This is a genomic window from Rhodoferax sp., assembly GCF_025354435.1.
Classification (GTDB): Bacteria; Pseudomonadota; Gammaproteobacteria; order Burkholderiales; family Burkholderiaceae_C; genus Rhodoferax_B.
In genome coordinates this window covers 39,798-61,652 of the sequence record NZ_JANXMU010000036.1, presented here as the reverse complement: position 1 = coordinate 61,652, position 21,855 = coordinate 39,798, and the positions used below count along the sequence as shown (strand labels likewise).

Annotated in this window: 22 protein-coding genes and 1 tRNA gene; 9 read left to right on the top strand and 14 right to left on the bottom strand. The window is 60.7% G+C overall.

The features are described 5' to 3' along the window. The first annotated feature begins 65 nt into the window (after positions 1–65). Genes pilB through Q0T48_RS09160 form a run of 6 tightly spaced genes read left to right on the top strand, consistent with a single transcriptional unit; the run spans position 66 to position 5,485 of the window. Positions 66–1,799 carry a type IV-A pilus assembly ATPase PilB gene (gene pilB / locus Q0T48_RS09185; RefSeq protein WP_295955413.1) on the top strand — a complete coding sequence of 578 codons (1,734 nt, stop codon included), beginning with the start codon at positions 66–68 and terminating at the stop codon, positions 1,797–1,799. A gap of 27 nt (positions 1,800–1,826) precedes the next feature. Continuing rightward, positions 1,827–3,044 carry a type II secretion system F family protein gene (locus Q0T48_RS09180; protein WP_295955411.1) on the top strand — a complete coding sequence of 406 codons (1,218 nt, stop codon included), beginning with the start codon at positions 1,827–1,829 and terminating at the stop codon, positions 3,042–3,044. Further along, the gene (locus Q0T48_RS09175; protein WP_295955407.1) at positions 3,044–3,892 is read left to right on the top strand and encodes an A24 family peptidase; all 849 of its coding nucleotides are present in this window, start codon (positions 3,044–3,046) and stop codon (positions 3,890–3,892) included. The genes Q0T48_RS09180 and Q0T48_RS09175 overlap by 1 nt, the downstream gene beginning before the upstream one ends. A 4-nt stretch (positions 3,893–3,896) precedes the next feature. Further along, positions 3,897–4,505, top strand: a complete 609-nt coding sequence (gene coaE / locus Q0T48_RS09170) for a dephospho-CoA kinase (RefSeq protein ID WP_295955404.1) — start codon at positions 3,897–3,899, stop codon at positions 4,503–4,505. Between the two features lie 21 nt (positions 4,506–4,526). After that, positions 4,527–5,282: a cell division protein ZapD gene (zapD, locus tag Q0T48_RS09165; RefSeq protein WP_295955401.1), complete on the top strand. Its 756-nt coding sequence runs from the start codon at positions 4,527–4,529 to the stop codon at positions 5,280–5,282. Continuing rightward, a complete protein-coding gene (locus Q0T48_RS09160; protein WP_295955398.1) occupies positions 5,279–5,485 on the top strand; it encodes a DNA gyrase inhibitor YacG in 207 nt (68 codons plus the stop codon). The genes zapD and Q0T48_RS09160 overlap by 4 nt, the downstream gene beginning before the upstream one ends. Before the next feature lie 197 nt (positions 5,486–5,682). On the opposite strand, the gene Q0T48_RS09155 is transcribed toward Q0T48_RS09160, so the two are convergent. The 4 genes from Q0T48_RS09155 to secA form a co-directional block, all read right to left on the bottom strand. Next, entirely contained in the window at positions 5,683–6,150 is a 468-nt protein-coding gene (locus Q0T48_RS09155) for an NUDIX domain-containing protein (RefSeq protein ID WP_295955395.1), read from the bottom strand. Beyond that, positions 6,147–7,025: an ATP-binding protein gene (locus Q0T48_RS09150; protein WP_295955393.1), complete on the bottom strand. Its 879-nt coding sequence runs from the start codon at positions 7,023–7,025 to the stop codon at positions 6,147–6,149. The genes Q0T48_RS09155 and Q0T48_RS09150 overlap by 4 nt, the downstream gene beginning before the upstream one ends. Then, positions 7,022–8,251 carry a bifunctional glutamate N-acetyltransferase/amino-acid acetyltransferase ArgJ gene (gene argJ, locus Q0T48_RS09145; RefSeq protein WP_295955392.1) on the bottom strand — a complete coding sequence of 410 codons (1,230 nt, stop codon included), beginning with the start codon at positions 8,249–8,251 and terminating at the stop codon, positions 7,022–7,024. Before argJ ends, Q0T48_RS09150 begins: the two co-directional genes overlap by 4 nt. Positions 8,252–8,320: 69 nt before the next feature. Further along, positions 8,321–11,077: a preprotein translocase subunit SecA gene (gene secA, locus Q0T48_RS09140; RefSeq protein ID WP_295955389.1), complete on the bottom strand. Its 2,757-nt coding sequence runs from the start codon at positions 11,075–11,077 to the stop codon at positions 8,321–8,323. 192 nt (positions 11,078–11,269) lie between these two features. On the opposite strand from secA, the gene Q0T48_RS09135 reads away from it, so the two are divergent. Next, on the top strand, positions 11,270–11,593 hold the full coding sequence (locus Q0T48_RS09135; protein WP_295955385.1) for a hypothetical protein: 324 nt from the start codon (positions 11,270–11,272) through the stop codon (positions 11,591–11,593). Between the two features lie 39 nt (positions 11,594–11,632). On the opposite strand, the gene Q0T48_RS09130 is transcribed toward Q0T48_RS09135, so the two are convergent. The 6 genes from Q0T48_RS09130 to petA form a co-directional block, all read right to left on the bottom strand. Then, positions 11,633–11,708 (bottom strand) — tRNA-Thr (locus tag Q0T48_RS09130). Positions 11,709–11,761: 53 nt separating this feature from the next. Continuing rightward, positions 11,762–12,250 carry a ClpXP protease specificity-enhancing factor gene (locus tag Q0T48_RS09125; protein WP_295955568.1) on the bottom strand — a complete coding sequence of 163 codons (489 nt, stop codon included), beginning with the start codon at positions 12,248–12,250 and terminating at the stop codon, positions 11,762–11,764. Between the two features lie 22 nt (positions 12,251–12,272). Beyond that, a complete protein-coding gene (locus Q0T48_RS09120; RefSeq protein ID WP_056177195.1) occupies positions 12,273–12,884 on the bottom strand; it encodes a glutathione S-transferase N-terminal domain-containing protein in 612 nt (203 codons plus the stop codon). Between the two features lie 101 nt (positions 12,885–12,985). Next, positions 12,986–13,756, bottom strand: a complete 771-nt coding sequence (locus Q0T48_RS09115) for a cytochrome c1 (RefSeq protein WP_295955381.1) — start codon at positions 13,754–13,756, stop codon at positions 12,986–12,988. 16 nt (positions 13,757–13,772) lie between these two features. Then, positions 13,773–15,182: a cytochrome bc complex cytochrome b subunit gene (locus tag Q0T48_RS09110; protein WP_295955378.1), complete on the bottom strand. Its 1,410-nt coding sequence runs from the start codon at positions 15,180–15,182 to the stop codon at positions 13,773–13,775. A gap of 7 nt (positions 15,183–15,189) precedes the next feature. Continuing rightward, complete coding sequence (gene petA, locus Q0T48_RS09105; RefSeq protein ID WP_295955375.1) at positions 15,190–15,789, bottom strand: ubiquinol-cytochrome c reductase iron-sulfur subunit; 600 nt, start codon at positions 15,787–15,789, stop codon at positions 15,190–15,192. A gap of 152 nt (positions 15,790–15,941) precedes the next feature. On the opposite strand from petA, the gene mscL reads away from it, so the two are divergent. After that, entirely contained in the window at positions 15,942–16,370 is a 429-nt protein-coding gene (gene mscL, locus Q0T48_RS09100) for a large conductance mechanosensitive channel protein MscL (RefSeq protein WP_295955373.1), read from the top strand. A gap of 66 nt (positions 16,371–16,436) precedes the next feature. On the opposite strand, the gene pdxA is transcribed toward mscL, so the two are convergent. Genes pdxA through Q0T48_RS09085 form a run of 3 tightly spaced genes read right to left on the bottom strand, consistent with a single transcriptional unit; the run spans position 16,437 to position 19,533 of the window. Further along, on the bottom strand, positions 16,437–17,474 hold the full coding sequence (pdxA, locus tag Q0T48_RS09095; RefSeq protein WP_295955371.1) for a 4-hydroxythreonine-4-phosphate dehydrogenase PdxA: 1,038 nt from the start codon (positions 17,472–17,474) through the stop codon (positions 16,437–16,439). Then, positions 17,474–18,235 (bottom strand): Nif3-like dinuclear metal center hexameric protein, encoded by a 762-nt coding sequence (locus Q0T48_RS09090; protein WP_295955368.1) that lies wholly within the window; start codon positions 18,233–18,235, stop codon positions 17,474–17,476. Before Q0T48_RS09090 ends, pdxA begins: the two co-directional genes overlap by 1 nt. Before the next feature lie 11 nt (positions 18,236–18,246). Further along, the gene (locus Q0T48_RS09085) at positions 18,247–19,533 is read right to left on the bottom strand and encodes an MFS transporter (protein ID WP_295955565.1); all 1,287 of its coding nucleotides are present in this window, start codon (positions 19,531–19,533) and stop codon (positions 18,247–18,249) included. A gap of 320 nt (positions 19,534–19,853) precedes the next feature. Here Q0T48_RS09085 and Q0T48_RS09080 point away from each other — a divergent pair, with 320 nt between their 5' ends. Then, positions 19,854–20,999, top strand: coding sequence for a trypsin-like peptidase domain-containing protein (locus tag Q0T48_RS09080; RefSeq protein WP_295955365.1), 1,146 nt, complete (start codon positions 19,854–19,856; stop codon positions 20,997–20,999). A gap of 58 nt (positions 21,000–21,057) precedes the next feature. Here Q0T48_RS09080 and tatC read toward each other — a convergent pair whose 3' ends face one another. Further along, positions 21,058–21,852: a twin-arginine translocase subunit TatC gene (gene tatC / locus Q0T48_RS09075; protein ID WP_295955363.1), complete on the bottom strand. Its 795-nt coding sequence runs from the start codon at positions 21,850–21,852 to the stop codon at positions 21,058–21,060. Positions 21,853–21,855 lie beyond the last annotated feature (3 nt).

Below are 21,855 nucleotides of genomic sequence, written 5' to 3'. Positions count from 1 at the left end.
TTTACATCTGACCCTGAATCAGGGATGATGAAGTTACCTTTTGCTACCTGCTACATTTTGGGCTTATGGCCGCTGTTGAACCCTTCACCAAAGAAACCTCTTCTGTTGCGCTTCCCGGCTTGGGGAGGGTTCTGATATCTGCAGGAAAACTCGGCCAACGTGCGGCCGAAGACATCTACCGAAAATCCCAGTCCAACCGCTCCAGTTTCATCGCCGAGCTGATGTCCTCGGGAGCGGTGTCGGCCTCGGACTTGGCGCACACCATGTCCACCGCGTTTGCCGCGCCCTTGCTGGACATGGATGCGGTGGACCGCCACCGCCTGCCCAAAGACCTGCTGGATGCCAAAATTTGCCAGGCCTACCGCGTGGTGGTGCTGAGCAAACGCAATAACCGCCTGATCGTTGCCACCGCCGACCCGTCGGACCAGGAAGCCGCCGAAAAAATCAAGTTCTCCACCCAGCTGGGTGTGGATTGGATCATTGCCGAATACGACAAGCTGTCGCACATGGTGGATGCCAACGCAATCACCACCGGTGAGGCGATGGAAAACATCATCGGCGGGGACTTTGACTTTGATGACACGGCCATCGGCGCGCCCGCCGAGGCCGCCGAAATCAATATGGCCGAGGTGGAAGATGCCCCGGTCGTCAAGTTTTTGCACAAAATGCTGCTCGATGCGTACAGCATGCGCGCGTCCGACTTGCACTTTGAGCCCTACGAGCACAACTACCGTGTGCGCTTTCGGATTGACGGCGAACTGCGCGAAATCGCCTCGCCGCCGGTGGCTATCAAGGACAAGCTGGCCTCGCGCATCAAGGTGATCTCGCGCCTGGACATCTCGGAAAAGCGGGTGCCGCAAGACGGCAAGATGAAGCTCAAGATCGGCCCCGACCGGGTGATCGACTTCCGGGTCAGCACCCTGCCCACCCTGTTTGGCGAAAAAATCGTGATCCGGATTCTGGACCCGAGCAGCGCCAAGCTGGGCATTGATGCCCTCGGCTACGAGCCCGAAGAAAAAGAGCGGGTGATGCTGGCCATTGGCCGCCCCTACGGCATGGTGCTGGTCACCGGCCCCACGGGTTCGGGCAAAACCGTGTCGCTGTACACCTTTTTGAACCTGCTGAACAAGCCCGGCGTGAACATCGCCACGGCCGAAGACCCGTCCGAAATCAACTTGCCAGGTGTCAACCAGGTCAACGTGAACGAAAAAGCGGGCATGACCTTCGCGGTGGCCCTGAAATCGTTTCTGCGCCAAGATCCAGACATCATCATGGTGGGCGAAATTCGCGACCTGGAAACTGCCGACATCTCCATCAAGGCCGCCCAAACCGGCCACTTGGTGTTGTCCACCCTGCACACCAACGATGCGCCCACCACCTTGACGCGCATGCGCAACATGGGCATTGCGCCGTTCAATATTGCGTCCAGCGTGATCCTGATCACCGCCCAGCGGCTGGCGCGGCGCCTGTGCCCGGCGTGCAAAGCACTGATCGATATTCCCCAAAAGACCTTGCTGGAGTCGGGCTACAAACCCGAGGAGCTGGATGGTTCCTGGAAACCCTACGGTCCGGTGGGCTGCAATGCCTGCAACAACGGCTACAAGGGCCGGGTCGGCATCTACCAGGTGATGCCGATTTCCGAAGAAATACAGCGCATTATTTTGCGCGACGGCAGTGCGTTGGACATTGCCGAGCAGGCCAAGCTAGAAGGGGTTCGCACCCTGCGCCAAGCGGGCCTGCACAAGGTCAAACTCGGGTTGACCTCGCTGGAAGAAGTGCTCGCCGTGAGCAATGAATAGACATACCTCGTCGTATTAAGGCATTCCATGGCATCAGCAGCGTCCAGAAACATCAAAGAATTCGTCTTCGAGTGGGAGGGCAAGGACCGCAATGGCAAGCAGGTGCGTGGCGAAACCCGGGCATCGGGTGAAAACCAGGTCACCGCGTCCTTGCGCCGCCAAGGGGTGTTCCCCACCAAGATCAAAAAACGCCGGATGAGTTCGGGCAAAAGCATCAAGCCCAAAGACATTGCCATCTTTACCCGCCAGCTCGCCACCATGATGAAGGCCGGTGTGCCCCTGCTGCAGGCGTTTGACATCGTGGGCCGCGGTAACGCCAATGCCAGCGTCACCAAGCTGCTTAACGACATCCGCCAGGATGTGGAAACCGGCAGCTCCCTGAGCGCGGCCTTCCGCAAATTTCCGCTGTACTTCAATAGCCTGTATTGCAACCTGGTCGAAGCCGGTGAAGCAGCGGGTATTTTGGAAGCCTTGCTGGACCGGTTGGCCATCTACATGGAAAAGACCGAGGCCATCAAATCCAAGATCAAATCGGCCCTGATGTACCCGATCTCGGTGGTGGTGGTGGCGTTTGTGGTGGTGGCGGTGATCATGATTTTTGTGATTCCAGCCTTCAAAGAGGTGTTCAGCAGCTTCGGTGCCGACCTGCCTGCACCTACGCTGTTCATCATTGCGGTAAGCGAAATTTTTGTGAAGTACTGGTGGCTGATCTTTGGCGGCATTGGCGGCGGGTTCTACTTTTTCATGCAGGCCTGGCAGCGCAACGTCAAGATGCAGCAGGTCATGGACCGGGTGATGCTGAAAATGCCGGTGTTCGGCGTGCTGGTCGAAAAATCCTGCATTGCCCGCTGGACCCGTACCTTGTCCACCATGTTCGCGGCCGGTGTGCCGCTGGTGGAGGCACTGGATTCGGTAGGTGGGGCCTCGGGTAATTCAGTGTTCGAAATCGCCACCGACAAAATCCAGCAAGAAGTCTCTACCGGCACCAGCCTCACCACGGCCATGGGCAACGCCAAAATCTTCCCGTCCATGGTGCTACAAATGTGCTCCATCGGCGAAGAATCCGGCTCCATCGACCACATGCTGGGCAAGGCGGCCGACTTTTATGAGGCCGAGGTGGACGACATGGTGGCCGGGCTGTCCAGCCTGATGGAGCCCATCATCATCGTGTTTCTGGGCACCATCATTGGTGGCATCGTGGTGTCGATGTACCTGCCGATCTTCAAGCTGGGCCAAGTCGTCTGATGCCGGAAATGCAATGGGTGGCCGCCCTGTTAGGCGGTATTTTCGGGCTCATGCTGGGCAGTTTTCTGAATGTGGTGGTCTACCGCATGCCCAAAATCATGGAGCGGCAATGGGCGGCAGATTACGCCGAGATGCAGGGCAGCGAACCAGCCCGCCCCCCCGCCGAACCGTTCAACCTGGTGGTGCCGCGCTCGTGCTGTCCGCACTGTGGCCACCAGATTCGCTGGTTTGAAAACATCCCCGTCGCCAGCTACCTCGCCTTGCGCGGCAAGTGCTCGGCCTGCCGCGCACCCATCAGTCCCCGCTACCCGGCGGTGGAAATCGCCACCGCTGCCCTGTTCTTCTTTTGCATCTGGACCTGGGGGCCTACGGTCACTGGCCTAGCCTGGTGCGGTTTTGCGGCTGCGCTGCTGAGCCTGGCCCTGATCGACTGGGATACCACCCTGCTGCCCGACGACATCACCCTGCCGCTGCTGTGGGCCGGGCTGATTGGCTCGTCGCTGCACTGGACCGGCGTGCCCTTGTTTGCCGCCCTGTGGGGGGCCGTGGCGGGCTACTTGTCGCTCTGGACCATTTACTGGCTCTTCAAGTTGCTCACCGGCAAGGAAGGCATGGGCTACGGCGACTTCAAGCTGTTTGCCGCGCTGGGTGCCTGGTTTGGCTGGGAAGCGCTGGTGCCGATGATTTTGATGGCTTCGGTGATCGGTGCCATCGTTGGCATTGCCATGAAGTTCAGCAGCGGCCTGCGCGAAGGCGGCTACATCCCGTTTGGCCCCTTCTTGGCCGGGACCGGCCTGACCGCCATGGTGTTCGGGCCCAACGCCATCCTGCATTTTGTCGGTTTGTAAGGCCATGCCGCGCTGCCTTCGGCTTGGACTCACCGGCGGTATTGGTAGTGGAAAAAGCACGGTAGCGCATATGCTGCTTGCACGAAGCGCTATTATTATTGATGCAGATGCGATTTCGCGCCAGACCACCGCCTCCCAGGGTACGGCTATCTCAGCCATCCACGCCGCCTTTGGTGACTATGCCATCACCGCCGACGGCGCGATGGACCGGGAGCGCATGCGCGGCCTCATCTTTACCGACCCCGGCGCAAAAAAACGCCTGGAAGCCATCGTCCACCCCCTGGTCGGCCAAGAAATCGAGGCGCAATTCCAGCGGGCGCTCGCCCATGGTGCCCGCTGCGTGGTGTTTGACATCCCCTTGCTAGTCGAATCCGGCCACTGGAAAAACCGGCTGGACCAGGTGCTGGTGGTGGACTGCACGGTGGACACCCAGGTGGCCCGCGTCATGGCCCGCAGCGGCATGGACGAGGCGACAGTGCACGCCATCATCCAGACCCAGGCCAGCCGAGCCCAGCGCTTGGCGGTGGCTGACGTGGTCATCCTCAATGACGGCCTGACGCTGGAGCAGTTGCGTCTGGAGGTGGAGAAAATCGCCCCCCTGTTCGGGCTATGATGCCGCCACTGGAAAAACTGCGTGATCCTCTACGAATACCCCTTTAACGAACGTATCCGCACCTATTTGCGGCTGGAGCACCTGTTTCGGCGGCTCGGTGAACTGGTACCGCGCGCCCACCCGCTGGACCACCACTACGCGCTGACCACGATCTTTGAGGTAATGGACGTGGCGGCCCGCGCCGACCTCAAATCCGACGTGATGCGCGATCTGGAGAAGCAAAAGGTCATTCTCAACGGCTACCGGGGCAACCCGTCGATTGCCGAAGAAGTGCTGGACGATGTCATCGCCCAGCTCGACCGCTGCTATACCGCCCTGCACGAGCAACCCGGCAAGGCCGGCCATGCGCTGACCGAAAACGACTGGCTGATGAGCCTGCGCAGCCGCGTGGGTATCCCTGGCGGCACCTGTGGTTTTGACCTGCCCGCTTATGCAACCTGGCAGCACAAACCCGCCGAGGTGCGCCGCCACGCGATCGAACAATGGGCTTCTACCCTGGCCCCGCTGGCCGAATCCATCCACCACCTGCTAAAGATGCTGCGCGACTCGGGTGCGCCGCAAAAAGTCATCGCCCCCGGTGGCCAGTTCCAGCAAAACCTGCCGCAGGGCCGTACCTACCAGTTGCTGCGCCTGCGCATTGACCCGGCGCTGGATTTGGTCCCCGAGATCAGCGGCAACCGCCTCATGGTGTCGGTGCGCATGATGCGCCACGAGGCCGACGACCGCCTGCATGCTTGCAGCGAGGATGCTTCTTTTGAACTCACACTCTGTGCATGAGCATGACAGACACACCGAAAAAATGGGTCGCCTGCCCCACCTGCAAAGGCAAAAGCCTGTTTGCGCCTAGCAACGCATTTCGCCCGTTTTGCAGTGAACGCTGCAAAAACATCGATTTCGGTGCCTGGGCCAGCGCCAGTTTCAGCTTGCCTGCAGACGCACCGCCAGACGACCAAATGTTCGGCGATGCACGCCTGCAATAGGTTGGCTCACCCCCAGGCTACAGCGCAAGCGCTTTCCGTCAATCCCCTTGCAGGGGGCAACACCAGCAGTCTGGCAAAGCCAGTTCTACGGTGTTTCTAGTGGGCGTGCGTTTTAGCTGAATGTTGGGTGGTGAATAATTGCGTAAATTTAAAAGAAATCAGGCTCTAGCGTAGGTAGCGCCTTCACTAGTAGCTACTTAATATGTAGCACCTGCAAAATCACGCTCGGCGGCCAGCCAGCCCAGCACCGGCACGGTTCCCGGCAGTACCGGGCCGACTTGCAAGGGCAAGGACTGCCACGCAGAGGTCTGGCCTTCGCGCATCTCCAGCGTACCGCTCCAGGCGAACACTTTGCAGAAATGCAGCCGCACCAAAGAGTGTGGGTAGTCCACCAGTTCCACCTTCCAGAGCTGGGCAGGGCCGATGGTGATGCCGAGCTCTTCCTCCAGCTCGCGGCGCAGGGCTTGCTCCACGGTTTCGCCCTGTTCCAGCTTGCCGCCGGGGAATTCCCAGTAGCCCGCGTAGACCTTGCCTTCAGGCCGCGAAGTCACCAAGAAATCGCCATTGGGCTGCACCAGCACGCCCACGGCCACGTCCACGATCGCGCGGTCGGGCCCGCCTTCGCGCGGTCGGTCGGCATCCGCGACCAGCGGCTGGGCGCTCATGCGGACACGGCGTGCTGGCCCGCGTAGTCGCGCGCAAACTGGTAGGCTACCCGGCCACTGCGCGAACCGCGCTCCAGCGCCCAGACCAGCGATGCACCGCGGGCCGCGGCAATCGCCGCTGCGTCCACGCCAAACGACTGTAGCCACTGGGCCACGATGGCTAGGTATTCGTCCTGGGTGAAAGGGTAGAAGCTGACCCACAGGCCGAAGCGCTCAGACAGGGAAATTTTCTCTTCCACCACCTCGCCGGGATGCACTTCGCCATCGTCGGTATGGGTGTAGGTGAGGTTTTCCTTCATGTACTCGGGCAGCAGGTGGCGGCGGTTGCTGGTGGCGTAGACCAGCACATTGGGCGTGGAGGCGGCTACCGAACCGTCCAAAATCGACTTCAACGCCTTGTAGCCGGGTTCGCCGTCTTCAAAGCTCAGGTCGTCGCAGAAGACGATGAACTTCTCGGGCCGGTCGGCCACCACGTCCACGATGTCGGGCAGATCGACCAAGTCGGTCTTGTCCACCTCGATCAGGCGCAGGCCCTGGGGTGCGTAGGTGTTCAGGCAGGCCGTGATCAGCGAGGATTTGCCGGTGCCGCGCGCGCCCGTCAGCAGCACATTGTTGGCCGGTTTACCTTCGACAAACTGCAAGGTGTTGCGCTGGATCTTGTCCTTCTGGATGTCGATCTCTTTCAGGTCGCTCAGGGCCATGTGGCCGATGTGGCGCACCGGCTCCAGCACGCCGTGGCCGTTGCCCCGGCGGCGGTAGCGGTAGGCGATGGCGGCGTTCCAGTCCGGCGCGGAGACCGGCTGGGGCAAGGCCGCTTCGATGCGCTGCATCAGGTGCTCGGCGCGGTCAATCAGGCGTTCAAACTTGTCGTTCATGAGCGGTAATCCGCGTTGATGGTCACATACTCGTGGCTAAAGTCGCAGGTCCATACCGTGTCAAACGCAGTGCCACGGCCCAGGCCGACGCGCACGGTGATTTCGCTTTGCTTCATGACCCGCTGGCCGTCTTCCTCGCGGTAGCTGGGGTTGCGCCCGCCGTTGACCACCACGTGCACGTCGTCCAAAAACAGGTCGATACCGGTTTGGTCCAGGTCGGTAATGCCGGCATAGCCCACGGCGGCCAGGATGCGGCCCAGGTTGGGGTCGCTGGCGAAGAAAGCGGTTTTGACCAGCGGCGAATGGGCGATGGCGTAGGCGGCCAGGCGGCATTCCTCAGAAGTCTTGCCGCCTTCTACACGCACGGTGATGAACTTGGTGGCGCCTTCGCCGTCGCGCACGATGGCCTGGGCCAGTTGCTGGGCGACCTGCTGCATCGCCGCCTTCAGGATGCGGCCATCGGCGCTGTCCATAGCGGTGATGGGTGCGTGGGCGGCCTTGTGGGTGGCAATCACCACGAACGAGTCGTTGGTGGAGGTGTCGCCGTCGATGGTGATGCGGTTGAAGGAGGCATCGGCCAGGTCTTTGGCCAATTGGCCCAGCAACGCCTGGTCTACACAGGCATCGGTGGCCATGAAGCCCAGCATGGTGGCCATGTTGGGGCGGATCATGCCCGCGCCCTTGCTGATGCCGGTGACGGTAACCGTCTTGCCGCCGATCTGTACCTGGGTGCTGAAGGCTTTGGCGATGGTGTCGGTGGTCATGATGGCCTCGGCGGCACGGCCCCAGTGGTCGGCGCGGGCATCGGCCAGGGCGGCGGGCAGCCCGGCGTTGATGCGTTCGTGTGGCAGGGTTTCCATGATCACGCCGGTGGAGAACGGCAGGATTTGCTCGGGGGCCAGATCCAGGTGCTGGGCCAGCGCAATGCAGGTCGATTTAGCGCGCATCAGGCCATCGTGCCCGGTACCCGCATTGGCATTCCCGGTGTTGACCAAGATGGCGCGGATGCCCACACCCAGCGCGAGATGCTCGCGGCAGATTTGCACCGGGGCGGCGCAGAAGCGGTTTTGGGTGAATACGCCCGCCACCGAAGCGCCCTCTTCCAGCAACACCACAGTCAAGTCCTTGCGGTTGACCTTGCGGATGCCCGCCTCGGCGATGCCCAGCAGTACGCCGGGAACAGGGTGCAGGCCAGCGGGATCGGGAGCGGACAGATTAACGGGCATGGTGGGCTTTCAAAATGGCATGAACATGTGAAAAACGGGCCGAAGCCCGTTGCAAAACCAGCGCTGCGCTCAAGCCAACTTGCCGTGGCACAGCTTGTATTTGTTGCCACTGCCGCAGGGGCAGGGGTCATTGCGGCCTACGCGGGGCAAGTCGGCCGCGGTCTGTTGGCCGCGCGGTGCAGCATCGGTACGCACCTCGACTTCGCCGGTTTCGGTAGGCGCGGTGTAGGTCACGTTGGCGATGCTCTCGGCCCGGCTTTCCATGGCCTCGGCGGCTTCACCCAGTTGCTCGTTAGACTGCACCTTGACCGTCATCAGCACCTTGGTGACATCATTTTTCACCGCGTCCAGCAATTGGCCGAACAGCTCGAAGGCTTCGCGCTTGTATTCTTGCTTGGGCTGCTTTTGCGCATAGCCACGCAAATGGATACCCTGGCGCAGGTAGTCCAGCGAGCTCAGGTGTTCGCGCCAATGGGTATCGATGCTTTGCAACAGCACCATGCGCTCGAACTGGGTGAAGTTCTCACCGCCCACTTGCTCCACCTTGGCATGGAACGCGGCATTGGCAGCGGTCAGCACGGTTTCCAGAATGTCTTCCTCGGTAATGGCACTGGCGGATTCGACTTGGGCACGCAAAGCCAGGTCCAGTTGCCAGTCGTCACGGATGGTTTTTTCCAGGCCAGCAATGTCCCACTGCTCTTCCACCGTCTCGGGCGGCACAAACTGGCGCACCACATCATCCACACAGCCTTCGCGCAGGGAGGCGATCTGGGCGGTCAGATCTTGTGCGTCCAGAATCTCGTTGCGCTGCTGGTAGATCACTTTGCGCTGGTCGTTGGACACATCGTCGTATTCCAGCAGTTGCTTACGCACGTCGAAGTTGCGGGCTTCGACCTTGCGCTGGGCGCTTTCGATGCTGCGCGTGACGATACCGGCTTCGATGGCTTCGCCGTCGGGCATCTTCAGGCGGTCCATGATGGACTTGACGCGGTCACCAGCAAAGATGCGCATCAGCGGATCGTCCAAGCTCAGGTAGAAGCGCGAAGAACCAGGGTCGCCCTGGCGGCCCGAACGGCCGCGCAGTTGGTTGTCGATACGGCGGGATTCGTGGCGCTCGGTGGCGATGATGCGCAGGCCGCCGAGCGACTTCACCGTCTCGTGGTCGATGGCCCATTGGGCACGCACCCGCTCGACCTCGGCGGCCTTGGCCGCATCGTCAAGCGCTGGGTTAGCCTCTACAGCCTTGATCGCCATTTCCAGGTTGCCACCCAGCACGATGTCGGTACCGCGACCAGCCATGTTAGTGGCGATGGTGATCATCTTGGGACGACCGGCCTGGGCCACGATGTCGGCTTCGCGGGCGTGCTGCTTAGCGTTCAGCACCTGGTGGGGCAGCTTCGCGTCGTTTAGCAGGCGGTCAATGATTTCCGAGTTCTCGATCGAGGTGGTACCCACCAACACGGGCTGGCCGCGCTCGTAGCATTCGCGGATGTCCTTGATGGCGGCCTCGTACTTCTCGCGCGTGGTTTTGTAGACGCGGTCGAGCTGGTCTTCGCGGCGGCTGACGCGGTTGGGTGGGATCACCACGGTCTCTAAGCCGTAGATTTCCTGGAATTCGTAGGCTTCGGTATCGGCCGTGCCGGTCATGCCCGACAAACGGCCATACAGGCGGAAGTAGTTCTGGAAGGTGATGGAGGCCAGCGTCTGGTTCTCGGCCTGGATTTCCACGCCCTCTTTGGCTTCCACCGACTGGTGCAGGCCTTCGCTCCAGCGGCGACCCGACATCAGGCGGCCGGTGAATTCATCGACGATGACGATTTCGCCGTCTTGCACCACGTAGTGTTGGTCGCGGTGGTACAGGTGGTTGGCCCGCAGCGCTGCATACAGGTGGTGCATCAGGGTGATGTTGGCCGGGTCGTACAGCGATGCGCCTTCAGGCAGCAGGCCGTGCTCGACCAGAATGCGCTCGGCGTTTTCATGGCCGTCTTCGGTCAGGAACACCTGGTGCGATTTTTCGTCCAGCGTGAAATCGCCGGGCTTGGTAACACCCTCGCCGGTGCGCGGATCGGCCTCGCCTTCCTGGCGGGTCAGGAAAGGAATGATCTTGTTGATCGCAACATAGGTGGCGGTGTGGTCTTCGGCCTGGCCGCTGATGATCAGCGGGGTGCGGGCCTCGTCGATCAGGATGGAGTCCACCTCGTCCACGATGGCGTAGTTCAGGCCGCGCTGCACGCGGTCGCGCACCTCGTAGACCATGTTGTCGCGCAGGTAGTCGAAGCCGTATTCGTTGTTGGTGCCGTAGGTGATGTCGGCGGCGTAGGCGGCCTGTTTTTCTTCACGCGGCATATTGGGCAGGTTGACACCGACGGTCAGGCCCAGGAAGTTGTACAGGCGCTCCATCCAGCGTGCATCGCGGTTCGCCAGGTAGTCATTGACCGTGACCACGTGCACGCCCTTGCCGGACAGCGCATTCAGGTACACCGGCAGCGTAGCGGTCAGGGTCTTGCCTTCACCGGTGCGCATTTCAGAGATCTTGCCGTTGTGCAGCGACATGCCGCCCAGCATCTGCACATCGAAATGGCGCATCTTCATCACGCGCTTGGAGCCTTCACGCACCAGGGCAAAGGCCTCTGGCAAGATGGCATCCAGCGTTTCACCCCCGGCAACCCGCTGCTTGAAGGACAGCGTTTTCTCACGCAGCGCCTCATCGGACAGCTTTTCATACTGCGGCTCCAACGCATTGATACCTTCGAGCGTCTTGCGGTACTGTTTCAACAAACGCTGGTTACGGCTGCCGAAAATTTTGGTCAGAAAGTTGGTGGTCATGGATGCGAGACCGCCACCGCCACAGAAGCCGAGGGGAGGCGATCGAAATTCCTAAATGTAATCTTGGAGTCAGATGAGGCTTTGACAGCAAAAGTCAAGCCACAAGGGCCAGTTTGCAATCCACAGCCTTAGGATTTTACTATCTGCCAGCACAGGCCAGAAACCAGTGCCACGGTGATAATCAAGCCCACGATGCGCCAAAGCAACCGCTCCTTCACGCTGCTGCAAGCCGCAGCCGACTCGCCCACCTTGGCACGCTTATCAGCTTTAGCGCAAGACTCCAGTGACCGGCTCAAAGCCATCAAAACCTTGATCCCCGAAACCCTGTGGTCGGCCATCCAGCCCGGGCCGATTGACGGTGCCAGCTGGTGCCTGCTGGTGAACAGTAATGCCGCATCGGCCAAGCTGCGGCAGCTGAGCCCGGCGCTGTTAGCGCATTTGCGCACCAAGGGCTGGGATGTGACAACCCTGCGCATCAAGGTGCAAATGCGTGCCGCTACGCTGCGCAGCCAATAAAAAAGGTTCTGGCCATTTCTGGACAGAACCTTTTAGGTGTGGTGCCGATTGTCGGAGTCGAACTGACGACCTTCCGCTTACAAGGCGGGTGCTCTACCAACTGAGCTAAATCGGCGAATTTCTTATTTTACAGAACCGAATGGGGCATTTTGGTGCCCCTACGATTTTTTACTTGATACGTTTGAGCGCCGGGCGGGACCCGGAAGCGGGCCGCGGCGGCTCGGGTGGCTCGTCGTCGCTGGATTCCGCCGGTGACAACGGGACCACTTTCGATGAGGCATCAGGCACCCCGGCCAGCGCAAAGGGCTTGGCGGGCTCGTCTGTAGATGCGCTGGCAACCGGTGACGGAAAGGCCATACCTTGCCCATTTTCACGGGCATAAATGGCAATCACCCGGCCAATCGGCACCAGAATCTCGCGGGGCGTGCCAGCGAACCGTGCTTTGAATTCGATGAAATCGTTCCCCAGCTTGAGCGAACTGGTCGCATCAAAGCTAATGTTGAGAACGATCTCACCGTCTTTCACGTATTCACGCGGCACCTGCACCGAGTCGTCTACCAGCACCGCCACGTACGGTGTCAGACCGTTGTCGGTACACCACTCGTAGAGCGCACGGATCAGATAGGGACGGGTGGAGGTCGAATCCAGGGCTTGCATGATGGACAACAGCGGCTCCGAATTACTTGCGCATCACTTTTTCAGACGGTGTCAGCGCTTCGATGTAGGCTGGGCGCGAGAAAATGCGCTCGGCGTACTTCAGCAACGGTGCCGCGTTCTTGCTCAGATCAATGCCGTAGAAGTCCAGACGCCAGAGCAGCGGTGCAATCGCCACGTCGAGCATCGAGAAGTTCTCGCCCAGCATGTACTTGTTCTTCAGGAACACGGGAGCCAGTTGGGTCAGGCGGTCACGGATGTGGGCGCGGGCTTTTTCCAGGGCTTTTTCGTTACCCTTAGAAGCACGGGACTCCAGCAGGCCGACATGCACAAACAGTTCCTTCTCGAAATTGAGCAGGAACAGGCGCACACGGGCGCGGTCCACCGGGTCGCCGGGCATCAGCTGGGGATGCGGAAAGCGTTCGTCGATGTACTCGTTGATGATGTTCGACTCGTACAGAATCAGGTCGCGTTCCACCAGAATCGGCACCTGGCCGTACGGATTCATCACGCTGATGTCTTCTGGCTTGTTGTAGAGGTCCACGTCGCGGATCTCGAAGTCCATGCCTTTTTCAAACAAGACAAAACGGCAGCGGTGGGAAAAAGGGCAGGTCGTGCCTGAGTACAACACCATCATGATGGGAGCTCCTAAAAATCAAAAAGAGTGGGATGCTTGGTGCCAAGCCCACTCTGTACATCCCGGACAGCAAGTCCGGGCCTGGTTGGGGTAGATGGGGACTACTTCACGTCTTTCCAGAACGCGGCATTCAATCGCCATGCGAAGAAGGTAAACACCAGCAAAAACAGCAGCACCCACACGCCCACACGCACGCGGGTGTTTTGGGCGGGCTCGGCCATCCATTGCAGGTAACTAACCAGATCGCCCACGGCCTGTTCGTATTGCAGCGGGGTCATGGTACCGGGAGACACTTGCTCCCAACCCTTGAATACTTGGACCTCGTGGCCGTGCTGCTCTACTTCTTCATACACCGGCTTGCGGTTGCCTTGCAGCTCCCACAACACATGTGGCATACCCACATTGGGGAAGGCCAGATTGTTCCAACCGGTGGGCTTGGAAGGATCGGGGTAGTAGCTGCGCAGGTAGGTGTAGAGGTAATCGGCACCGGTACCGCCGTGGCCCGAACGCGAACGCGTGATCAGGGTCAGGTCGGGTGGATTCGCACCAAACCATTCCTTGGCCTGCTTGGGATCGATCGAGGCTTTCATGGTGTCGCCGACCTTGTCGGTGGCAAACAGCAAGTTATCCTTGATCTGCTGCTCGGTCAAGCCGATGTCGCGCAGGCGGTTGTAGCGCATGAAGGCTGCCGAATGGCAACTCAGGCAGTAATTGACGAACAGCTTGGCACCGTTTTGCAGAGCTGCTAGGTCGTTGGTTTTGTTAGGCGCTTTGTCCCAGGCCAGTTCATTGCCTTCAGAAGCGTGTACCGCTGAAGTCGCCGCGAAAGACAAGGTTAGCGCTGCGAGCACGCCGAGAATCAGTTTTTTCATAGTCAGAATCTCCGGCTTAGTGCGCAGTAAAGGTAATGCGACTGGGCACCGGCTTGGGTGTACCCAAACGACTCCACCACGGCATCAGCAAGAAGAACCCGAAGTAGAACAAGGTGCCCACCTGGGAAACACGCCCACCGAGATCGGAAGGAGGTTGCACACCCAGGTAGCCCAAAACCAGAAAGTTGACGACAAACACCGCATACACGTATTTGTGCCAGCTAGGACGGTAACGGATGGACTTCACCGGGCTGTGGTCCAGCCATGGCAGGAAAAACAGAATCACCACCGCGCCGCCCATGGCGACCACGCCCCAGAACTTGGCATCGATGTTCAGCATCATGGCCACCACACCGGCGGCCACCACCACGATGATGGCCTTGAAGAACACCGGCATCTTGAACTTGACGATGGCCAGCAGCCCGCCGCCCACCACACAGGCGATCAAGGCATACATCATTTCGCTGGTGATGGCGCGCAGCATCGAATAGAACGGCGTGAAGTACCAGACCGGCGCAATGTGCAGCGGTGTTTTCAGCGAATCGGCCGGGATGAAGTTGTTGTACTCCAGGAAGTAGCCGCCAAATTCAGGCGCGAAGAAGATGATGGCGGTGAACACCATCAAAAACACGCTGACCGCAAAAATGTCGTGCACCGAGTAGTACGGATGAAAGGGAATGCCATCCAGCGGGTGGCCTTCGGCATCCTTGGGGGCGTTAGGGCCCTTGATTTCCACGCCGTCGGGGTTGTTGGATCCCACTTCGTGCAGCGCAATGATGTGCGCCGCCACCAGACCCAGCAGCACCAGCGGTACGGCAATCACGTGGAAGCTGAAAAAGCGGTTCAAAGTTGCATCGCCCACCACGTAATCGCCACGGATCAGCAAAGCCAGATCAGGGCCAACAAATGGAATGGCAGAGAACAAATTGACGATCACCTGGGCGCCCCAGTAGCTCATCTGGCCCCAAGGCAGCAGGTAGCCCATGAAAGCCTCGGCCATCAGGCACAAGAAAATCGCGCAGCCAAACACCCACACCAGTTCGCGTGGTTTACGGTACGAACCGTACAGTAGCCCTCGGAACATGTGCAAATACACCACCACAAAGAAGGCCGAGGCCCCAGTGGAGTGCATGTAACGGATCAGCCAGCCCCAGGGCACGTCGCGCATGATGTATTCGACAGAGGCAAACGCCAAGGTCGAATCCGGCTTGTAGTGCATCACCAGGAAGATGCCGGTGACGATCTGCAGCACCAGCACCAGCAGCGACAGCGAGCCAAACACGTACCAGAAGTTGAAATTCTTCGGTGCGTAGTACTCGGACATGTGCTCTTTATAGAGCTTGCTGGCCGGGAAGCGGTTGTCCACCCAGTTCAGCAGCTTTTCAGGGGCGCTGGCGTTGGGGGAGATTTCTTTGAAAGTTGCCATATGTCCCTCAAGCCTTCTTGTCTTCGCCGATCAGCAGCCGGGTATCGGAGAGATACATGTGCGGCGGCACCGGGAGGTTGTCGGGAGCGGGTTTGTTCTTGAACACGCGGCCCGCCATGTCGAAAGTAGAGCCGTGGCAAGGGCACAGGAAGCCACCCTCCCAGTCGTTGGGCAGAGAAGCCTGTGGACCCGGAGTGAACTTATCCGATGGCGAGCAACCCAAGTGCGTGCAGATGCCCACCACCACCAGGAATTCAGGCTTGATGGAGCGGCCTTCATTGCGGGCGTACTCCGGCGTGAACTCAGACGGGTTGCGCAAAGACTGTGGGTCGGCCAGCTGGCTGTCCAGCTTGGGCAACTCGGCCACCTGCTCGGGCGTGCGACGCAAAATCCAAACGGGTTTGCCGCGCCACTCCACGGTCATCTTCTCGCCGGGCTTGAGGGCTGAAATATCGGCTTCAACGGCAGCTCCGGCGGCTTTGGCGCGCTCTGAGGGCTGGAATGTACTCACGAAAGGGATGGCGGTAGCTACGCCACCCACTGCACCGGCACAACCGGATGCGATCAACCACGTCCGCTTGCTGGTGTCGACTGGGGTGTCACTCATGGGGGTCCTCAAAATCATCACACATTTGGGGTCAACCGCGGATTGTAGCGGAGCGGTCCAAGACGACTTCACATGCCTGCAACACTTTGTGCCGTGTGTCGAGGGCATTTTGTGGACAATACGGCGGTCAATTAACCAACAAAGGGGCTTTTATGGGCATGATGGCTGAATTCAAGGAGTTTGCAGTCAAGGGTAATGTGATCGATCTCGCCGTGGGCGTGATCATCGGTGGAGCCTTCGGCAAAATTGTGGACTCGGTGGTGGCAGATCTGATCATGCCGGTGGTCGGCATGGTGTTTGGAAAAATCGACTTTTCCAATCTGTTCATCGTGCTGGGCAAGGTGCCCGAAGGCACCAGCATGGCACTGGCCGACCTGAAAAAAGCCGGGGTACCGGTGCTGGCCTACGGCAATTTTCTCACCGTGGCGGTAAACTTTGCGATTCTGGCCTTCATCATCTTCATGATGGTCAAGCAGATCAACCGCATGAAGAAAGCGGAGCCCGCCGCTCCGGTCGCCGCACCCGCCACGCCAGAAGACGTGCTGCTACTGCGCCAAATCCGCGACAGCCTGCAGAAGTAAGAGCGTTTTAAGCACTACATTTTTAGTAGCTACTCACGCCCTCTGCTGTTACGGCAGAGGGATTTTTTATGCCTGAAACCCACTCAGCTTGCGCGCCATGCGCAGCGCGGCGATCAGGCTGGACGCATCGGCCACGCCGGTGCCCGCAATGTCAAACGCCGTGCCATGGTCCGGGCTGGTGCGCACCAAGGGCAGGCCCAAGGTGACGTTCACGCCCTGCTCCACACCCAGGTACTTCACCGGGATCAAACCCTGGTCGTGGTACATGGCCACCACCACATCGAACTCGCCGGGCTGGCCGTTTTTGGCCCGGGCGCGCATGAACACCGTGTCGGGCGCATACGGGCCGTGCACGTCCAAGCCTTCGGCGCGGGCGGCCTGAATGGTGGGGATGATGGTGTCGATTTCTTCACGGCCAAACAAACCGCCCTCCCCCGCGTGCGGGTTCAGCCCGGCCACGCCGATCCGCGGCGCCCGCCCCAGCGCCGCGCCGACCGAGCGGTCGGTGATACGCAGGGTTTGCAGCACGTTGTCGAACGTGACAGCCTCGATGGCCTGGCGCAGTGACATATGGATGCTGACCAGCACGGTACGCAACTCGTTATTGGCCAGCATCATGCGCACCGGCACCTCCTGCAGCGACTTGCCCAAGTAGGCTGCGGCCTCGAACTGCAGCAGCTCGGTGTGGCCAGGGTACGGCAGGCCCGCCGCTGCCAGCGCCTCTTTGTGCAAGGGCGCGGTGACCAGTGCGGCCAACTCGCCCCGCAGTGCCGCACGGCTGGCCCAAAGCACGCAGTCGGCCGCAACATTACCCGCCAAAGCACTTACCAGACCATAGGGAACGGGCGCAAGCAGCTCCGTTATTTGTAGCACGGGGATACAGCGCGGTGGCACGTTTGCCAGCTCTGCAGGCGATGCGATCAACGCCACCGGCAGCGTGGGTTGGCCGGGGCCGCTAACCAGGGCGCTGGCGCGGCGCAACGTGCCCACATCGCCTGCCACAAAGCAGCCCTGCGTGGCATCCGGCGCGTCGCGGAAGGCTTTGGCGATGGTTTCGGGGCCGATCCCAGCGGGGTCACCCAAGGTGATGGCAATGGGTTTCATCAGGCGGGGTTGTCAATGTCAATGAAGCTGTGCTCCAGCCCAAGCTGGGCGGCGACGTGGGCCGCCACCGCCGGTGCCCCGTAGCGCTCGCTGGCGTGGTGGCCGCAGGCGATGAAGGCCACGCCGCATTCACGGGCGTAGTGGGCCTGCGGCTCGGAGATTTCGCCGGTGATGAAGGCATCGGCCCCGGCAGCGATGGCGGCTTCAAAGTAGCCCTGCGCGCCGCCAGTGCACCATGCTATATTTTTAATAGCAACAAGTGTAGAGGATACATACACAGGAGGCCGATTTAACTGTTTTTCTATGTGCGCAGCCAATGCCTGGGCCGAACCGAATGCGCCGCCGTCGCTGCGCTGCCCCAGAAAGCCTAGGTTGTTGTCGCCAAAGCTGCCCACACCCTCCAGCCCCAGCTGCACGCCCAGTTGCGCGTTATTGCCCAACGTGGGGTGCGCGTCCAGTGGCAGGTGGTAGGCGTAGAGGTTGATGTCGTGGCGCAGCAGCAGGGCTAGGCGCTGCTTCATCCAGCCAGTCACCGTGCCGCTCTGGCCGCGCCAGAACAAGCCGTGGTGCACAAAAATCGCGTCGGCCTGTGCGGCCACGGCAGCTTCGATCAGGGCCAGGCTAGCGGTGACCCCCGATACGACGCGGCGGATATCGGTTTTGCCCTCGACCTGCAGGCCGTTCGGCCCGTAATCTTTGAAGCGGACGGGTTGCAGCAGGTCGTCAAAGGCCTGCAGCAGTTCCAAGCGGGAAGTGGTCATCCCGCATTCTCTCAAGCTTTCCGTTCCACGTAGCCGCGGCCCGACATTGGCACCAGGGCCAGCAGCATGCCCAGCACGGCCAGGCCACCCACGTAGTAGGCGGGAGCCATCGCGTCTTTTTGCAGCCACAGGGTCAGCACGATGGGGGTCATGCCACCAAAAATCGCGTACGACAGGTTGTAGGCAAACGACAGACCCGAAAAGCGCACCGCCGCCGGAAAAGCCCGCACGCCCACGATGGGCACCAGCGCAATCGAGCCCACAAAGAAACCTACCAGCCCGTAGCTGTACACCAGCGAAGTCGGCGTGCCCGGCAGCCCCGTGTAGAACCAAACCGTGGTCACCAGCAGCCCACCAAAGCCCAGCAGCATGACCGGCCGGGTGCCGATACGGTCGGTGGCCCAGCCCATCACGATACAGCCGATAGTCAAGGTCAGCGTGGCAACCGCATTGGCTTGCAGCGCCAGTGCAGGGGCGATGCCGTGCATTTTCTGCAGGTAGTTGGGGGTGATCAACACCACCACCACGATAGCGGCCGACAGCACCCAGGTCAGCAGGCCGACCAGCACGCAGGCGGCGCGGTGTTCGCGCAGGATGGTCTTCAGCGGCAACTCACGCGCCACGGTGCGGCGCTTTGCCAGTTCCTGGAACACCGGGGTTTCGTGCAAAAACCGGCGCAAATACACCGACACCAGACCAAACACGCCGCCCAAAATGAAGGGCATGCGCCAGGCGAAATCAGCCACTTCGGCCGGGCTGTAGTGGGTGTTGATGCCCACCGCCACCAACGAACCCAGCAGGATGCCGCCGGTGATGCCCGCCGTGAGCGTGCCCACGCCCAGGCCGTAGCGGCTGGCCGGCACATGTTCGGCCACAAACACCCAGGCGCCGGGCATTTCACCGCCAATCGCCGCGCCTTGCAGCACGCGCATGGCCAGCAGCAGCAGGGGCGCGGCCACGCCGATGCTGGCGTAGTTGGGCAACAGGCCAATCACCAAAGTGGGCACGGCCATCATGAAAATGCTCAGGGTGAACATGCGTTTGCGCCCCAGCAGATCGCCAAAATGCGCAATGATGATGCCGCCCAGCGGCCGCGACAGGTAGCCGGCCGCAAAGATACCAAAGGTCTGCAGTTGGCGCAGCCAGTCGGGCATGTCCACCGGGAAGAACTGCTTGCCCAGCACGGCGGCAAAAAAGACATAAATCACAAAGTCGTAAAACTCCAGCGTGCCGCCCAGGGCGGACAGGCCCAGGGTGTTCACGTCTTTACGCGACAGGCCAGTAGAAGGAGTCGGCATGGGTGCGCCTGCGGGCAAGGGAAGGGAAGAAGGCATGGGTTCTTTGGGCAGTAGAGGAAACTGCTGCGCGCGGGGAGTGCAGGCAGTGGTGGCTTGCAGGCAAGGGTTCAAGGCAGCCCAGGGTACTGGCTAGGCGGGCAGCACAGCGGGTTCAGCAGGGCCGCCAGGAACAGCGGTGCTGGCAAAGACGAAGGCAGCATTCTAAGGGCCGCCCCTGATTTACGCAGGCCAAAGCCCTCTGAATTCCCCCTGGCATGGGAGACAATGGACCCTTGTCTCGCCTGATTCGGCGGCATTCCACCACCACACACCCCACCACCATGAAGCGCCTCTGGCTCCTGTTCGCCCAAACCGCCACCATTTTGCTGGCGGCCTATTTTGTTGTGGGCACGCTCAAGCCCGAATGGCTGGGCAAGCGGCCTTTCAGCGGCTCCAGCATTTCGCTGATCGAAGCGCCCGCCAGCACCACCAGCTTTCCTGCCAGCGGCAGCTTCAGCGCGGCCGCCAAAAAAGCCTCGCCCGCCGTGGTCAGCATCAACACCAGCAAAATGGCCGAGCGCGACCCGCGCAGTGATGATCCGTGGTTCAAGTTCTTCTTTGGCGAGCGCGGCGCGCAAGCCCAAGTGGGCCTGGGCAGCGGTGTGATCGTCAGCCCGGACGGCTACATCCTCACCAACAACCACGTGGTCGAAGGCGCAGATGCCATCGAAGTTACGCTCAACGACAGCCGCCACGTCCAGGCGCAGGTGATCGGTACCGACCCCGATTCCGATCTGGCCGTGCTCAAAATCAAGCTCGACAAGCTGCCGGTGATGGTGCTGGGCAGCTCGGACGCGCTGCTGGTGGGTGACCAGGTGCTGGCCATTGGCAACCCGTTTGGCGTGGGCCAGACGGTCACCAGCGGCATCGTCAGCGCGCTGGGCCGCAACCAGCTGGGCATCAACACCTTCGAGAACTTCATCCAGACCGACGCGGCCATCAACCCCGGCAACTCGGGCGGCGCGCTGGTGGACGTGAACGGCAATCTGATGGGCATCAACACCGCCATCTACTCGCGCTCGGGCGGCAGCATGGGCATTGGCTTTGCTATTCCCGTGTCTACCGCGAAGCTGGTGTTGGAAGGTATCGTGGCCGACGGCCAGGTCAAACGCGGCTGGATCGGCGTGGAGCCCAGTGACCTGTCGCCCGAACTGGCCGAAACCTTTGGTGTCAAGGCCGACCACGGCGTGATCATCACCGGCGTACTGCAAAACGGCCCCGCCGCGCATGCCGGTGTCCGGCCCGGCGACGTGATCGTACAGGTGGGCAGCAAGGCGGTAAACAATGTGTCGGAGTTGCTGACCAGCGTCGCCATGCTGCAGCCCGGCAAGGCATCGCCTTTCAGCGTGCTGCGCCAGGACAAGCAGCTGGCGCTAGAGGTGACCCCGGGCTTGCGTCCCAAGCCAGCGGCGCGGGTGGAACGTTAAATACTACAAAATTGATAGCCACTAGCGTAGGTAGAACATACGCTAGTGGCCTATTTCACTAAGATTTTGGTGAAACGGCTTCTTCGTCTGGAGCTTGGGTGTGCTTGATGAAAATCTGCGCAGCCCAGATGCCCACCTCGTACAAGATGCACATCGGAATGGCCAGCGCCAGTTGCGACACCACATCTGGCGGGGTCACGATGGCGGCGACGATAAATGCCAGCACCACAAAGTAGCCGCGAAAGCTCTTCAGCTTATCGATGCTGACCAGGCCCATGCGGGCCAGCACCACCACGACAATCGGCACCTCAAAGGCCAACCCGAAGGCCAGGAACATGGTCAGCACAAAGCTCAGGTAAGCCTCGATGTCGGGTGTGGCCTTGATGCTTTGCGGCGCAAAGTTCTGGATGAACTTGAACACCTGGCCAAACACGAAAAAGTAGCAAAACGCCACGCCAATGAAGAATAACAAAGTGCTCGACACCACCAGGGGCAGCACCAGTTTCTTTTCGTGCGCATACAGGCCTGGGGCTACGAAGGCCCACACCTGCCACAGCACCACCGGCAAAGCCAGCATCAGCGCCACCATGAACATCACCTGCAGTGGCACCAGAAACGGCGAGATCACCGAGGTGGCGATCAGGGTGCTGCCCGCAGGCATGGTGGCCACCAGCGGGGCCGCCAGCATGTCGTACAGCCGCGCTGGGCCGGGGTACAGCGCCAGGCCTCCAGCGGCCACCATGACGGCAATCAGCGCCTTGACTAGGCGGTCGCGCAGCTCCACCAGGTGCTGCACAAAGGGCTGCTCGGTTCCGGCTAGTTCGTCGTCTGGGCTTTTGTGGGGATCGGACATGGG